Below are 14,669 nucleotides of genomic sequence, written 5' to 3' on the forward strand. Positions count from 1 at the left end.
TAGCGCTAGGTGCTGAGGCGGGCGGTGGCGAGTTTGCGGAGGTCGGTGGATTTTATTTTGGCGCTGCCGGTGAGGGGGAGGTCGGATTCTTCGAAGAAGAGGATGTGGCGGGGGATTTTGTAGGGGGCCAGGCGTTCTCGGAGGTAGGTGCGGAGGTGGTCGGGGTTCAGGTCGGTGTCGGCGTGGGGGACTATGCAGGCTACGACTTCCTCGCCGAGGGTTTCGTGGGGGATGCCGACGGTGCGGACGACCTTGATGCCGGGGTAGGGGAGGAGGGTTTCGTCGACCTCGCGGGGGGAGACATTGGCGCCGCCGGTTTTGATGATGTCGGTGAGGCGGCCCTCCCAGAACAGGCGGTCCGCGTCGTCGAGGTAGCCGCCGTCGCCGGTGTGGAAATAGCCGTCGGGGTCGAGGGTTTCGTCCAAGGGGGTGCCGAGGTAGCCGAGCATCAATGTCGGGCCCTTGACACAGATTTCGCCGCGCTCGCCGCGGCGCAGGACCGCGCCGGAAAAGGGATCCACGATCTTGATCGTATTGCCGGGCAGAGGGACGCCGCTGCTACCCGCGATCGTCTCCGGCGGCGTGCCGGCCGGGAAACAGGTGGTGATGGTGAAGGTTTCGGTGTTGCCGTAGGCGTGGCCGGGCTCGGTGTAGTCGGTGGCGACGGTGGGGTGCCGGGCGGCGGGGGTCGACACGTCCACGAAACGCAGGCTACCGAGATCGGTTGTCGCCCACGTGGGTGCGCCCTCGAGCTGCGCCCACTGGTGCGGCCAAGCGACCGGGAAGTTGACCCGCTCGGCCGCCATGAGCCGCAGCGCCTCGGCGGCGTCGAAGGTCGACTGCAGGACGAGCGAGCCGCCGGCGGCCAGCGTCGCGCCCAGGGCCATGCCGAAATTGCCGGACCAGAAGAAGCCGTTGGCCGTCCAGCAGCGCACGTGATCGTCCGGGCCGAAGCCGTACATGCGGCGGAACCGCCACATCTGGAGGGCGACGCCGCGATGCGCGCTGCGAATGCCCTTCGGCTTGCTGGTGGTCCCGGAGGAGAAGAAGATCACGGCGGTGTCGCTCGGCCGCACCGACGCCGCGGCCGCGTCGACGAGTTCCTGCGGCTCGCCGTCCCCGCGCGCCAGGAACGTCTCCCAGGTCTCGATCGCCCCGCCCGCGGCGTCGCCGACGACCGAAAGATGGCGCAGGAACGGATATTTCGCGGACCGCACCGCGCCGGGAGCCGAATCACCGACCGCCGGTTCCAGTCCGGTGAGGACGTCCGCGAAATCCTTTCCGGCCACGGCACGCTCGAACAGCAGCACCGACACCCCGGACACCGCCAGCAGATGATCCAGCTCCGCGGGCGTCGAAAACGTGCTCAGGGTGACGGCGACCCCACCGGCCAGCGCCGTGCCGAACACCGCGGCCAGCCATTCGGGACGATTGGTCATCAGCACCCCGACCCGGCCGTCCTTGCCGACGCCGCACCCGCGCAACGCACGAGCCACGGCGCTCGCGCGTTCCCACAGCTCGGTGTAGGACCAGCGGGCGCCGTCGGCGACCAGGGCCTCCCGGTCGCCGTAGCGCTCGGTCACCTCGCGCAGGAACCCGGGCAGCGTGAGCGGCCCCAGTCCCGGTTCCTCGGCCAGCGGCGGCCCGGCCGCGATGGCGACCGGATCGCCTGCCCCGGAAGCGGTTTCGATGGTCACGACCGGCTCTCCTGATCCTCGGGCCGCGTCAGTACGGCAGTTCGACTTCGGCCGTGCAGTCCACGAGCACGCCGGAATCCTGATTCGTGAGCCGCAGCCGCACCTGCACCAGCGGCACGCCCCACACCGAATCGGTGTCCTTGCCGACGATCTCGGCGTCGAAGTAGGTCACGTCGCCCTCGAACGCGGGCAGCCGGAAATTCGCCTTGGTGTGGCGCACCATGCCGTCCGGTCCCGCCCAGTAGGCCAGGTAGTCGGTGCACCACGCGCCCATGGTGGCGCCGTAGCCGTAGGCGCGGGCCATCCCGACCGCGTCGGCCTTCTCGCCGTCGATGTGCCCGCGCGAGGGGCCGACGTACAGGCCGTCCCGCTTGCGCGGATCGATGCGCGCGCCCTCCTCGTCGAAGGCGAAACCGTCGGTCCAGCCCGGGTCCTGATAGATCCACGGATCCTCGATCCCCGGCGGCGCGGTCCAGTGGAACGTGCCCCAGATATTGAACAGGAACGCCCGGTACTCGGTGGTGAAGCTGGCGATGCTGTGCGGCCCGATCACCCTGCGCGGCAACCGGTCGCCCACCTTCACCTCGTCGAAGTGCGGTGAGACGCCCGCCCGGTTGGACAGGATCCACTCGTGGCGCAGCGCCTCGATCTCGGTGAGTTCGGTGGCCGTCCACGTCTTCACGGTGCCGTTCCGGTCGTTGTACATGCCGCGCTTGTGCGCCTCTTCGGCGAGGTAGCGGATGGCGGTCGAGCGTTCCTTCGCGACCAGCGCGCCGTGCTGGTTGGTGTGGGTGGTGTCGCCGCGCGAGAGCATCGTGGGGCCCGCGAATTTGGTGTCCACGATCTTGTAGTCGTGAAATCTCCTGGTCTGCAACAGCTTGTCGCCGGGGCGCACCGGGCAGCCGTAGAACCACCACTCCTCGCCGCCGAAGATCAGGTGACTGCCCGGGATGTGGCCGACGCAGGCCGGTTGCGCGCCGTGCCCGTAATCCAGCGCCACGGCGATGGATTGGGGCGCGACCAGCCCCCCGTAGCGGGACGCGCGCGCGAACTCCTCGTCCCAGTGCAGCGGATTGGGATAGTCCATCGCCATAACCCAGCGGCGGATGTCGGAGGTGCTGCACGGATCCCACAGCTGACCGCCGCCGACCGGCTTGCCGACCCGGTGGTCGACGTCGCTGAGATCGAGTGCCACGCCGGACTCGCTCGTCTTCTTGCTCACGACATCCTCCCGATCAGCGATTCACGTCGACGACGAAGCGCCCGCGCACGGTCCCGGCGACGAGCCGGTCGGCCGCCGCGATCGTCTCGCCCAGCGTGATCTCCGCGGCGATGGAATCCAGTGCGGCCGAGTCGATGTCGCGGGCCAGGCGGGTCCACGCATCGAGTCGGCGCGGCTTGGCGGCCCGGACGCTGTCGATGCCCAGCAGCGTCACGCCGCGCAGGATGAACGGCGCGACGGTGGCGGGAAAGTCCATGCCCTGCGCCAGGCCGCAGGCGGCGACCGCGCCGTCGTAGCGAACCTGCGCGCAGACGTTGGCGAGGGTGTGGCTGCCGACCGTGTCGACGGCGCCGGCCCAGCGCTCCTTCTGCAGCGGCTTGCCACGCTCGGCGAGTTCGGCGCGGTCGAGCACGGTGGTCGCGCCCAGGTGCAGCAGATAGTTCGTCTCCGAGGCCTTCCCGGTGGCGGCGGCCACGCCGAAACCCGCCGCGGCGAGCAGCGCGATCGCGATGCTGCCGACGCCGCCGGTCGCGCCGGTCACCAGGATCTCGCCCTGATCGGGGCGGAGGCCGTGGCGCAGCAGGGCGTCGACGCAGAGGGCGGCGGTGTAGCCCGCGGTGCCGATCGCCATCGCCTGGCGCGCGGTGAAGGCGTCGGGCAGCGGCACCAGCCAGTCGCCGTCGACCCGGGCGCGCTGGGCCAGGCCGCCCCAGTGGCTCTCGCCGACGCCCCAGCCGTTCAGCACGACCTCGTCACCCGCCGACCAGTCGGGATGGGTGCTCTCGGTGACCACGCCCGCGAGGTCGATGCCGGGGACCATCGGGTAGGAGCGCACGATCGGCGAAGTGCCCGTAATGGCCAGCGCGTCTTTGTAATTGAGGGTGGAGTACGCGACGTCGACGGCGACATTCCCGTCGGGGAGATCGGTGTCGCGGACGTCGGCCGGGGCGACCTGCGGTCCCGCGTCGCCTTTTTCGATGAGCAGTGCCTTGAACATTCGCGAGCGAGTTCCTTTCTCCGCCATCGGACGACCTTCTCGCGCCGTGCATACCGTTTACGTGTGCGAGAATTATATTCTCCGATGGTGCGAATAATGCTTCCATTCCTGGTGGTGGGTGTCAACCGCCCGGTGGGCGGCGTCGGTCAGCGCGCGGTCCAGCCGCCGTCCACGACGACGGTCTGGCCGGTGACGTAACGGGCGGCGTCGCTCGCGAGCCAGAGCACCGCGCCGACGATGTCCTCGGGTTTCGCCTCGGTCGGGAGCGGGGTGTTGCGGCGCAGGTAGTTCGCGCCGCGGTCGTCGTCGTAGAGGCTGCCGGTGATCTCGCTGCGGAAGAAGCCGGGCGCCACGGTGTTCACCCGGATCGAATGCCGCGCCCACTGCACTGCCAGCTCGGCCGTGAGCCCGGACAGCCCGGACTTGGCGGCGGCGTAGGAGGCCTGCGGGATGCCGGGGACGCCGACGCGGCCGCTGATCGAGGAGATGTTGACGATCGCGCCGCGTCCCGCCGCGCGCATGTGCGGGAACACCGCCTGCGCCAGGCGCAACGGCGCGATCAGGTTGAGCGCCAAGGTTTGCTGAATGGCGTCCGGGGTCTCGTCCTCGGCCCGGGCGTCGCCGAAGCGGTTCCCGGCGGCGTTGATCAGAATCTCCGGCGCGCCCAGGGCGGCGGCGACCGCCGGGACCACCATGTCCAGCTCCTCGGTCAGGTCGCACGGCACCGCGAGGCCCTCGACGCGCGCGGCCAGCTCGGCCAGCCGGTCCGCCCGCCGCGCCACCACCGCCACCCGGGCGCCGAGGGCCGCCAGCGCTTCCGCGACCGCCTCGCCCAGCCCGGACGACGCACCGGTGACGAGGGCGACGCGGCCGTCGAGGCCGAACAGCCGGCCGATCCGGTCCGGTGGCGCGGTCACGGCCGACTCCCGGTCGTGCGCGCGGCGGCGGTGGGCGCGGCCGTGTTCGGGGGAACGAGTTCCGCGAGGCGGGTGCGTTCGATCTTGCCCATGGCGTTCGTCGGCAGCGCGTCGACCCGGCACCAGATCTCGGGGACCTTGTAGGCGGCCAGTTCGCGGCGGCACAGTGCGGCCAGGTCCGCGAAATCGACGGCGGGGTCGGCGGTTTCGATGAGGGCGGCGACCTTCTGGCCGAGCCGGTCGTCGGGCACGGGGCACACGGCGACCTTCGCCACGCCGGGGTGGGCGCCGAGGACCCGCTCGATCTCGAGCGGGTAGATGTTCGCGCCGCCGCGGATGATCATCAGCTTCTTGCGGTCCAGGACCGACAGGCGGCCCTCGGCGTCGACGGTGCCGATGTCCCCGGACGGGACCGGGCCCGGCGGCGCGGGCCGCACCCGGCCGTCCGCCCAGTACCCGAGCAGCGGGGTCCACAGCCCGGCCCACGGGCCGGAAGTCGCTGCGGCGAGGCACAATTCGCCGGGCTCGCCGGGCGGCAGGCGGCGGCCGTCCTCGGCGTAGGCGGCGACGTCGTAGTGCGGCAGCACCGTGCCGCTCGCGCCGGGAGACCAGGCCGTGCCGGGCGGGTCGATCGCGACGACCGTCGGCGCCTCGGTCAGCCCGTAGGTGGCGCGGGGGACCGGGCCGTGGGCCGCGGCGAACGCGTCGCGCACCGAGTCGGGGGTGTCGCTGCCGCCGCTCCAGACCTCCCGCAGCGATCCGAGGTCCACGTTCGGGCGGCGGGCCAGGTCGTAGAGCTGGGCGGGCGCGCCGTTCCACACCGTGACCCGGTGCGCGGCAATCCATTCCGCGACGCCGTCGACGTCGCGGCGGTCCATCACCACCGCGCACCCGCCGGCCTGCGCGGTGAGCAAGGTCGAGAGCACCAGCATGTTGAGCACGGTGAACGGGAAACTGTCGCCCTTGCGCAGGTCCGGGCCCCAGCCGCGGGTGGCGACCAGCACCGCGCCGGGCAGCAGCAGATTGCGCTGGCTGTGCACGACGGCCTTGGGGGTGCCGGAGGTGCCGCTGGTGAAGGCGATACCGGCGGGGGCGTCGAGGTCCTGCTCGACGACGCGCGGCGCGGGAGAAGCGTTGCGCAGCAATGCCGCCCAGCGCTGCGGGTCGACGGTCGCCGGCGACTCCACCAGGCAGCGGGGCCCGGCGAGCACGACGGACGGTTCGCACAGGTCCGCGAGATGCTGCTGCTCGCTCGCCGACAGCGCCTCGCCGATGCCCGCCCACACCGCGCCGAGCCGCTGCGTGCCGTGGAAGGCCGCCACGATGGCGAGATCGTTGGGCAGGCAGGCCGCCACCCGATCGCCCGGGCGCACGCCGAGCGACCACAGCGCCCCCGCGGCGCGCTCGGCCTGCTCGTCGAGTTCGGCGTAACTCCAAGCGCCCGAGGCGGCTTCGACGGCCGTGGCGTCGGGCCGCGCGGCGAGGGCCGCGTCCAGCACCCGGGCGATCGGCCGCAGCGGCGCCCGGAGGCCTTCGCCATTGACAGTGTCCACGCAGTCCTTGATATCACTATCCTTACAAAGATTCATCAGATAGACCGGAAAGCGCCGAGAACGAGGGCCGTGCGCCCGGTGGCCCGGTTCGGTCGGGAACGAGGACGTGGCGATGAAACAGGCAGGTCCGCTGTCCGGAATCCGGGTCATCGATCTGACGGCGATGGTCATGGGTCCGTACTGCACGCAGATCATGGCCGACATGGGCGCGGAGGTCGTCAAGATCGAACCGCCGGCCGGCGACAACACCCGCTACATCTCGGTGGGTCCCGAACGCGGAATGGCGGGGGTGTTCGTCAACGTCAACCGCGGCAAGCGCAGTGTGGTGCTGGATCTGCGCGCCGCGGCAGGCAAGGCGGAGCTGCGCGAACTCGTCGCGGGGGGCGACGTGTTCATCCACTCGATGCGCGCGGCGGCGATCGCCCGCCTGGGGTTCTCCTACGCGGAGGTCGCCGCGGTGAATCCGGCGATCGTCTACACCAACTGCTACGGCTACGGGCGGCGCGGCCGCGACGCCGACCTGACCGCCTACGACGACACCATCCAGGCCGAATGCGGCCTGCCGCACGTCCAGCAGCAGCTCACCGGCACCGCCGGATACGTGGGAACCATCATGGCGGACAAGGTGGCCGGGCTGACCGCGCTCTACGCGACCACGATGGCGCTGTTCCACCGCGAGCGCACGGGGGAGGGCCAGGAGGTCGAGGTCGCCATGTTCGAGACGATGGCCGCGTTCATGCTCGTGGAGCACGCGAACGGAGCGTTGTTCGACCCGCCGCTGGGCGGCGCGGCCTATCCGCGCGCGGTGACGCCGAATCGCAAGCCGTACCGCACGGCCGACGGGCACATCGCGGCGCTGGTCTACAACGACAAGCAGTGGGCGGCGTTCGTGGACGCGGTCCGGCCGCCCTGGGCCGGACCGGAATTCGCGACGCTGGAGCAGCGCGCGGCCCGCATCGACACGGTGTACGCGCTGCTGGCCGAGACGTTCGCCGGGCGCACCACCGCGCAGTGGCTGGAACTGCTTCGGGGACTGGACATCCCGGCCGCGCCGGTGCGTTCGCTGGACGAGCTGTTCGACAATCCGCACCTGCTCGACTCAGGGTTCTTCGAGACCGTCGACACCCCGCACGGCAGGGTGCGCTTCCCCGGTCCGCCGGCGTGGTTCTCGCGCACGCCGGGACGGGTCGCGGGGCCCGCGCCGCGGCTCGGCGCGGACACCGACGAGGTGCTGCGCGAGGTGCGGGCGGCCGGGTCGAACGGGCGGGTGCGGGGATGACCGTGGTGCTCGCGGGCGAGCCGGATTTGCGGGAGATCCTGCGGCCCGCTGACCGCATCGTCGTCGGGCAGGCCTGCGGCGAACCGTCCACGCTGCTCGAGGCGCTGATCGCGCAGGGCGGCGAGATCGGCGAGCTGTCGGTCTTCGTCGCCACCAGCTTCTCCGGAATCTTCACGCCGGCGGCGACCGACGCGTTCGCGCTGTCGAGCATGGGGGCCATCGGGTCGCTGCGGGCGGTGAGCAAGGCGCACCGGCTGTCGATCGTGCCGTGTCATGTGAGCCGGGTCGGACCGATGCTCGAGGCCGGAATCCTCGGCTGCGACGTGGCTTTCGTCCAGGTGAGTCCCGCTGACGAAGACGGCGCGCACAGCCTCGGCTTGATCAGCGACTACGTGCGGGCCGCGGTCGGGGCCGCGCGGGTGGTGGTCGCGGAGGTCAACGACCAGGTGCCCCGGACCGCCGGAGAGCGGCTGTGGTGCTCCGAAATCGACTATGCCGTCGAGGTTTCCCGGCCGCCGGTGCAGGTGCCGCCCGCGCCGATCGGGCCGGTGGACGAGACCATCGCCGCGTTCGCCGCCGCCTACGTCGAGGACGGCGCGGTGCTGCAGACCGGCATCGGCGCGGTGCCCGAGGCGCTGCTGCGGTCGCTGCACGACCGCACCGACCTCGGCGTGCACTCCGGCATGATCGGCGACGGCGTGGTGGATCTGGTCGAGGCGGGGGTGATCACCAACGCGCGCAAGGAGATCGACCGGGGCGTGACGATCACGGGGGCGCTGATCGGCACCGAGCGGCTGTACCGGTTCGCCGACCGCAACCCGGCGATCGGGATGCGCACCACCGCGTACACCCACGACGCGGCCGTGCTGGCGCGCCTGGACCGGCTCGTCACGGTCAACTCCGCGGTGGAAGTCGACCTCACCGGGCAGGTGAACGCCGAACAGAGCGGCGCGGCCTATCTCGGCGGCACCGGGGGACAGGTGGACTTCGTGCGGGCCGGGGCGCGGTCGCGGGGCGGGCACGCGATCATCGCCCTGCCCGCCACCGCCAAGGGCGGCACCGTCAGCCGCATCACCGCCGCGCTGTCGGGTCCGGTCACCACCGCGCGCAGCGACGTGGACGTGATCGTCACCGAATTCGGCGCGGCCGAACTCGCCGGGCAGACCCTGGCCGAACGCACGCGCAGGCTGATCGCCGTGGCGCACCCCGACTTTCGCGAAGAGCTGGAGCGGGCCGCCGCCCTGATCCGGCGGAGAGGTTTCTGATGTCCGACGCCGTGCGCTTCGAGGCCCGACCGGACGGCATCGCCGTCCTCACCATCGACCGTCCCGAACGCCGCAACTGCCTGGCCGCCGACGTGCGCGCCGGATTGTTCGCGGCGTGGCACCGGTTCGAACACGACCCGGCGCTGCGCGTCGCCATCCTCACCGGCGCGGGCACCAAGGCGTTCTGCGCGGGCGGCGACCTCGCGGAGATGGTGGCGACCGGCATGGGCGTGCCGCCGCGCGAGATGTTCCCGGTGCCCTACGACACCGTCGAACTGACCAAGCCGACCATCGCGGCCGTCAACGGCGCCGCGTTCGCGGGCGGGTGGATGCTCGCGCAGGCCTGCGACCTGTGCGTCGCCAGCACCACCGCCACCTTCGCGGTGACCGAGGTGAAGGTGGGCCGCAGCTCGCCGTGGGCCGCGCCGCTGATCCACATGATCCCGCAGCGGATCATGATGGAGCTGCTGTTGACCGGCAGGCCGATCGACGCCCGCCGCGCCTACGAGATCGGCCTGGTGAACCGGCTCGCCGAACCCGGCGAATTGCTCGACACCGCACTGGAATTGGCGCGCGAGATCCTCGCGGGCGCACCGCTGTCGGTGCGGGCCGCCCGCGACACCGTCATGCTCGCCACCGAGATGGGGCGCTCGGCGGCCCTCCAGGCGGCCCGCCACGCCTCGGTCGAGTGCTACACGAGCGAGGACGCGCAGGAGGGGCCGCGGGCCTTCGCGGAGAAGCGCACGCCGAAATGGACAGGACGGTGAGCGCGGGCGTCGGACGGTTTCCTCACCGGCGGCCGCGTTCGACCTGATTGAACGGCACGTCGCGGTCGGCGGCGTACTCCCGCGGCATGCCCAGCACGCGTTCGCTGATCACGTTGCGGGCCATCTCGGTGCTGCCGCCCGCCAGGCTCCACGCCGCCCGGAACAGGTAGTCCAGGCCGATCTTCTCGGTGTCGGCCGGGTCGCCGGGCGCCCGCGTGGCGGCCATCGACCCGGCGATGCGCACCGCCGTATCGGTTTGCAGCCAAGCGTTCTCGGCGCTGAACAGGCGGGTGATCGCGCCGGCCGAGGGCGGCAGCGCACCGCTGGTGATCGCCGCGGTGACATGGTCGATGAGCTGATCGCGCACGACGTTCATGGCGCGCGCCGCGCCGATGTCCTCGCGGGTGCGGGGGTCGTCGAGCTGCCCGGTGTCGCGGGCCAGCCGCAGCAGCCGGTCCACCTCGCCGCCCAGGTGCGGGCGCGCGCCGCTGGTGTAGGGCGAGGTGCCGCCCAGCGCGGCCCGCTCGTGGTTCAGCAGCCGCGACGCCGCGTCCCAGCCCTCGTCCACCCGGCCCAGCACCGCGTCCGGCCCCAGCGCGACATCGTCGAAGAACTCCTGGCAGAACTCCGTCGAGCCGGTCACCTGCTTGATCCGCTGCACCGTGACGCCCTCGGCGTGCACCGGCACCAGGAACAGGGTGAGGCCGCGATGCTTGGGCGCGTCCCAGTTGGTGCGGGCCAGGCACAATCCGTAGTCGGCGGCGTACGCGCCGGAGCTCCAGATCTTGGAGCCGTTGAGGATCCACCGCTCGCCGTCGCGCTCGGCGCGGGTGGTGAGGCCGGCCAGATCCGAGCCGCCGCGCGGTTCGGACAGGAACTGCACCAGAACCTCGTCCCCGCGCAGCACGGCGGGCAGGTGGGCGCGCTTCTGCTCCTCGGTGCCCAGCTCCAGCAGGCTGGCCGCGCAGATGGCCAGCGTCGGCACATTGAGCAGCAGCGGCATCTCGTAGGGGATGGACTCCTCGGTGAAGGCCAGCTGATGCGCCGGGGTCAAGCCCTGACCGCCGTAGGCGGCCGGGAAGCACAGGCCCGCGAATCCGCCGTCGTGGAGGGTGCGCTGCAACCGGCGGGCGCGCGCCCAGGCCTCCTCGGTGTAGGACTCGGTCTCCGGCGGCGGCGCGGGAGGGAGGTTGTCGCGCAACCAGATCCGGGCGCGGGCGCGGAAATCGGCGACGGGTTCGACGGCGGTGGCGGTCTCCAGGTCGGTGGCCATGGCGGCGGTGCCTTTCCTCGGGGTGTCGCCGCGGCTCAGGCGGCGGCGAGCAGGTCGGTGATGTGGCGGCGGTGCTCCTCCGGGGTGCCGTAGAGGGCCCGGCCCAGGGTGATCCGGCGCAGGTACAGGTGCAGGTCGTGCTCCCAGGTGACGCCGATGCCGCCGTGCAACTGCACGCAGTCCTGGGCGATCACCGGGGCCTTCGCGCCCACATAGGATTTCGCGACGCTGACCGCCTCGGCGGCCGTCGCCGGGTCCTCGTCCCAGGCCGCCGCGGCGGCGGTCGCGGTCGCGCGGCAGGCCTCGAGCCAGGTCTTGTTGTCGGCCATGCGGTGTTTGAGGGCTTGGTAGGAGGCCAGCGGGCGGCCGAAGGTGTAGCGGTCGGTCAGCCAGCCCAGGGTCGCGTCCAGCGCCCGGTCGGTGGCGCCGACCATCTCCGCCGCGGTCAGGATGGCGGCGGTGCACGCTTGTGCGCGAACGGCTTTCGCGGCCTCGGGTCCCGTGTGGACCACCGCGTCGGCGGCGACCGCGACGTCGTCGAACGACACGCGCGCGGTGCGGCGCACCAGGTCCAGGGTCCACCCGGGGGTCACCGTGACACCCGGTGCGTCGGCGCGCACGAGCAATTGGATCGGGCCCCGCGCGGTGCTCGCGGTGACCAGGAACAGGTCCGCCTGATCGGCCGCCTCGACACGGTCCTTGACGCCGGTCAGCCGGTAGCCGTCACCGTCGGGTTCGGCGCGGGTAGTGGTTGGGGCGTCGGTGGCGGCTTCGGCCGCGAGGGCCTGGAAGCCACTACCGGGTTCGTAGATCGCCCAGCTCACCACCTCGTCACCGGCGAGGACGGCGGTGATCAGGTCCGCGCGCGATTCGGAGTCGGCGGCCAGGCCCGCCAGGACCGCGCTGGTGGTGACGAACGGTCCCGGCGCGCAGGCCCGGCCCAGTTCCGTGGCGATCAGGGCGAGTTCGGTCATCGGCCGGCCGGAAACCGTTCCGCCGCCGAGACTCTCGGGTACCAGCATGGCGGTCCAGCCCAGTTCCGCGCCGCGCCGCCACCAGTGGCGGTCGAATCCGGTGCCCGCGTCGGCGAGGGCGCGCACGACGCTCACGGGCATGGTCTCGGCGAGGAAATCGCGCGTGGTCTCTCGGAAGAACCGCTGGTCCGCGGTGGGATCTGGGGGCATGGGGCCGGTCCTCTGGTTGACGCGGAGCTGGACTTATGGAAATCTCATATTCACAGATGAGAGGCAGATTCTCAAACGTGGAAGTCAACTGGCAACGTGGGCCGGGCGGTGTTCCGGCCGGAGTGTCGAAGGGAACCGTCGCGCCGTGAAAAACTTCGAAGAGCTGGACTTCTTCCTCGGTCGGGAACTGCTCGACGATCCGTATCCGTATTTCGACGCGTTGCGCGCGCAATGCCCGGTGACCCGCGAGAAACACCACGACGTGATGATGGTGACCGGGTACGACGAGGCGCTCGAGGTCTACAACGACGTCGAGCGGTTCTCCTCGTGCATCTCGGTGACCGGGCCGTTCCCCGGCTTCCCGGTGCCGCTGGACGAGAACTCGGACGTGAACGCGCTGATCGCCGAGCATCGCGACGCGCTGCCGATGAGCGACCAGCTGCCCACGATGGACCCGCCCGCGCACACCGACCACCGCGCCCTGCTGATGCGGCTGATCACCCCGAAGCGGCTCAAGGAGAACGAGGCCGCGATGTGGGACATCGCCGACAAGCTGCTGGACGGGTACCTGGCCGGCGGCGGGGGCGACTGCATCCGGGAGTTCGCGGGACCGTTCACCCTCTACGTGATCGCCGACTTGCTGGGCGTGCCGGAGGCCGACCAGGAGGAGTTCCTGCAAGCGCTGCAACGGGATCCGCACCGCGAGGGCTCCAGCGTCGGCAGCACCGACGGGGAAGGCATGTCGCACAACCCGATCGAGTTCCTGTACGAGCGGTTCTCCGCGTATGTCGCGGACCGGCGGGCGCATCCGACCGGTGACGTGCTGACCAGCATGGCCACCGCGACGTTCCCCGACGGCCGGCAGCCCGAGGTGATCGATGTGGTGCGGGTGGCGGCGAACCTGTTCTCCGCGGGCCAGGAAACCACTGTGCGCCTGTTGAGTTCGGCGTTGAAGCTGCTGGCGGAGCGGCCCGACATCCAGCGGTACCTGCGCGAGGACCGCAGCCGGATCCAGAACTTCATCGAGGAGTCGCTGCGGATGGAGAGCCCGGTGAAGGGCGACTTCCGGCTGGCGAAGGTGGCCACCACCCTCGGCGGCACCGAGGTGCCTGCCGGGACGGTGCTGATGGTGGTCAACGGGGCCGCCAACCGGGATCCGCGGCGCTTCGACGATCCCACCACGTTCGAGGCGGCGCGCTCGAACGCGCGCTCGCACTTGGCATTCGGGCGCGGCGTGCACACCTGCCCGGGCGCCCCGCTGGCGCGCGCGGAGGCGCGGGTGGCGATCGAGAGACTGCTGGAGCGCACCACCGACCTGCGCATCGACGAGCGCGTGCACGGCCCCGCCGACGCCCGCGAATTCCACTACCTGCCGACCTTCATCCTGCGCGGGCTCACCTCGCTGCACCTGGAGTTCGACGTGAAGGAGAGCGCCCGATGAAGGTCACCGTCGACGACGACCGGTGCCGTGGCCACGGCGTGTGCCTCGGATTGTGCCCCGAGGTCTTCGATCTGACCGATTACGGCTACGCCGAGGTGACCGTCACCGATGTGCCCGAGGAGCATCAGCAGGCGGTGCGGGAGGCGGAGCAGGCCTGCCCGGAGCGGGCCATCGTGATCGAGTAGACAAGGATGGGGCGTGCCGGGATGACGGATAGCGTTGCTTAGTCGTCTTCGGCGAATCCCGTTTCGATGGCGGTGTTCAGGAGGCCGAGGTCGCCGCCGAGTTCGGCGGCGAGGGCGCGGGCTACCGTCACGTCCTTGCGGAGGAATTCGCCTACCGCGGCGCGGAAGGCGGCGACCGTGCCGCGGGCCGCGATGCCGGTGAGGGCGCGGCCGGCGGCGCTGGCGTGGGTGAGGGCGGCGAGCAGGGCGGATTCGTCGAGGCCGAGTTGGGCGCCGAAGCGGACCGCGTCGGCGACCAGGCCGATCTGGGCGGCGAACAAGGCGTTGTTGACCAGTTTGACGCGCTGGCCGGAACCCAGCGGGCCGACGTGCAGGATCGGATCGGCGTAGGCGGACAACGCTTCTCGCGCCCGGGTCACCGCGGCGTCGGTGCCGCCGGCGAAGACGGTCAGCGTGCCCGCCGCGATGTCGTGCGGTCCGCCGCTCACCGGCGCGTCGACGACCTCGATGCCGTGCGGGACGGCCGCGGCGGCGACGGCGGCCGCGGTGTCGGGACTGCCGGTGGTGTGCAGGATCAGTGTCGCGCCGCGCGGCAGCGTGGCCAGCAGCGGGCCGTCCAGGCACACCGCGCGGACCTGGTCGTCGGTGAAGACGCACACCACGGCGATGTCGGCGTCGCGCAGGCCGTCGACGGTCTCCACCGGGTGCGCGCCGAATTCCGTGAGGACAGCGCGGGTTTCGGCGGACCGGCCGAGCGCGCGGACCGTGTGTCCGGCACCCGCCAGCCGCCGGACCATCGGCAGCCCCATGCGTCCGACGCCCACGAATCCGATCGGCACGGGAGTCTCCTCAGGTGGTTCCGGCATTGGCGCGCAAGCGATCTCGGGAC

General features: G+C 71.5%; 13 protein-coding genes. 5 read left to right on the forward strand and 8 right to left on the reverse strand.

What is annotated here, in order from left to right:
• Window positions 1-5: 5 nt before the first annotated feature.
• The 5 genes from IU476_RS01540 to IU476_RS01560 form a co-directional block, all read right to left on the reverse strand.
• Window positions 6-1,697, reverse strand: a complete 1,692-nt coding sequence (locus tag IU476_RS01540) for a class I adenylate-forming enzyme family protein (protein WP_324193815.1) — start codon at window positions 1,695-1,697, stop codon at window positions 6-8.
• A gap of 28 nt (window positions 1,698-1,725) precedes the next feature.
• On the reverse strand, window positions 1,726-2,919 hold the full coding sequence (locus IU476_RS01545) for an FAS1-like dehydratase domain-containing protein (protein WP_195095798.1): 1,194 nt from the start codon (window positions 2,917-2,919) through the stop codon (window positions 1,726-1,728).
• Window positions 2,920-2,932: 13 nt separating this feature from the next.
• The gene (gene acuI, locus IU476_RS01550; protein WP_195095800.1) at window positions 2,933-3,916 is read right to left on the reverse strand and encodes an acrylyl-CoA reductase (NADPH); all 984 of its coding nucleotides are present in this window, start codon (window positions 3,914-3,916) and stop codon (window positions 2,933-2,935) included.
• A 146-nt stretch (window positions 3,917-4,062) separates the two neighbouring features.
• Window positions 4,063-4,833 carry an SDR family NAD(P)-dependent oxidoreductase gene (locus tag IU476_RS01555; RefSeq protein WP_195095802.1) on the reverse strand — a complete coding sequence of 257 codons (771 nt, stop codon included), beginning with the start codon at window positions 4,831-4,833 and terminating at the stop codon, window positions 4,063-4,065.
• Complete coding sequence (locus IU476_RS01560) at window positions 4,830-6,386, reverse strand: class I adenylate-forming enzyme family protein (protein ID WP_324193816.1); 1,557 nt, start codon at window positions 6,384-6,386, stop codon at window positions 4,830-4,832. The genes IU476_RS01555 and IU476_RS01560 overlap by 4 nt, the downstream gene beginning before the upstream one ends.
• A gap of 112 nt (window positions 6,387-6,498) precedes the next feature.
• Here IU476_RS01560 and IU476_RS01565 point away from each other — a divergent pair, with 112 nt between their 5' ends.
• The 3 genes from IU476_RS01565 to IU476_RS01575 are packed head-to-tail and all read left to right on the forward strand — an operon-like array spanning window position 6,499 to window position 9,697.
• Window positions 6,499-7,665: a CaiB/BaiF CoA transferase family protein gene (locus tag IU476_RS01565; protein WP_195095804.1), complete on the forward strand. Its 1,167-nt coding sequence runs from the start codon at window positions 6,499-6,501 to the stop codon at window positions 7,663-7,665.
• The gene (locus tag IU476_RS01570) at window positions 7,662-8,930 is read left to right on the forward strand and encodes an acetyl-CoA hydrolase/transferase family protein (protein WP_195095805.1); all 1,269 of its coding nucleotides are present in this window, start codon (window positions 7,662-7,664) and stop codon (window positions 8,928-8,930) included. The genes IU476_RS01565 and IU476_RS01570 overlap by 4 nt, the downstream gene beginning before the upstream one ends.
• Window positions 8,930-9,697 (forward strand): enoyl-CoA hydratase/isomerase family protein, encoded by a 768-nt coding sequence (locus tag IU476_RS01575; protein ID WP_195095806.1) that lies wholly within the window; start codon window positions 8,930-8,932, stop codon window positions 9,695-9,697. The genes IU476_RS01570 and IU476_RS01575 overlap by 1 nt, the downstream gene beginning before the upstream one ends.
• Before the next feature lie 22 nt (window positions 9,698-9,719).
• Here the strand turns inward: IU476_RS01575 and IU476_RS01580 are convergent, their stop codons facing one another.
• Complete coding sequence (locus tag IU476_RS01580; protein WP_195095807.1) at window positions 9,720-10,970, reverse strand: acyl-CoA dehydrogenase family protein; 1,251 nt, start codon at window positions 10,968-10,970, stop codon at window positions 9,720-9,722.
• 35 nt (window positions 10,971-11,005) lie between these two features.
• Window positions 11,006-12,154: an acyl-CoA dehydrogenase family protein gene (locus IU476_RS01585; protein WP_195095808.1), complete on the reverse strand. Its 1,149-nt coding sequence runs from the start codon at window positions 12,152-12,154 to the stop codon at window positions 11,006-11,008.
• A gap of 145 nt (window positions 12,155-12,299) precedes the next feature.
• On the opposite strand from IU476_RS01585, the gene IU476_RS01590 reads away from it, so the two are divergent.
• Both IU476_RS01590 and IU476_RS01595 read left to right on the forward strand, forming a co-directional pair.
• Window positions 12,300-13,595 carry a cytochrome P450 gene (locus tag IU476_RS01590; protein ID WP_324193817.1) on the forward strand — a complete coding sequence of 432 codons (1,296 nt, stop codon included), beginning with the start codon at window positions 12,300-12,302 and terminating at the stop codon, window positions 13,593-13,595.
• Window positions 13,592-13,780 (forward strand): ferredoxin, encoded by a 189-nt coding sequence (locus tag IU476_RS01595; RefSeq protein WP_195095810.1) that lies wholly within the window; start codon window positions 13,592-13,594, stop codon window positions 13,778-13,780. Before IU476_RS01590 ends, IU476_RS01595 begins: the two co-directional genes overlap by 4 nt.
• A 38-nt stretch (window positions 13,781-13,818) precedes the next feature.
• On the opposite strand, the gene IU476_RS01600 is transcribed toward IU476_RS01595, so the two are convergent.
• Window positions 13,819-14,619: an NAD(P)-dependent oxidoreductase gene (locus tag IU476_RS01600; protein WP_195095812.1), complete on the reverse strand. Its 801-nt coding sequence runs from the start codon at window positions 14,617-14,619 to the stop codon at window positions 13,819-13,821.
• Between the last annotated feature and the right edge of the window lie 50 nt (window positions 14,620-14,669).

The sequence above is a fragment of the Nocardia blacklockiae genome, assembly GCF_015477355.1.
Taxonomy (GTDB): domain Bacteria; phylum Actinomycetota; class Actinomycetes; order Mycobacteriales; family Mycobacteriaceae; genus Nocardia; species Nocardia blacklockiae.

Excerpts from the sequence above, each read along its gene's own strand:
- acuI (WP_195095800.1), bottom strand. The coding sequence starts at position 3,916 with ATGTTCAAGGCACTGCTCATCGAAAAAGGCGACGCGGGACCGCAGGTC.
- IU476_RS01565 (WP_195095804.1), top strand. The coding sequence starts at position 6,499 with ATGAAACAGGCAGGTCCGCTGTCCGGAATCCGGGTCATCGATCTGACG.
- IU476_RS01570 (WP_195095805.1), top strand. The coding sequence starts at position 7,662 with ATGACCGTGGTGCTCGCGGGCGAGCCGGATTTGCGGGAGATCCTGCGG.
- IU476_RS01575 (WP_195095806.1), top strand. The coding sequence starts at position 8,930 with ATGTCCGACGCCGTGCGCTTCGAGGCCCGACCGGACGGCATCGCCGTC.
- IU476_RS01580 (WP_195095807.1), bottom strand. The coding sequence starts at position 10,970 with ATGGCCACCGACCTGGAGACCGCCACCGCCGTCGAACCCGTCGCCGAT.
- IU476_RS01585 (WP_195095808.1), bottom strand. The coding sequence starts at position 12,154 with ATGCCCCCAGATCCCACCGCGGACCAGCGGTTCTTCCGAGAGACCACG.
- IU476_RS01595 (WP_195095810.1), top strand. The coding sequence starts at position 13,592 with ATGAAGGTCACCGTCGACGACGACCGGTGCCGTGGCCACGGCGTGTGC.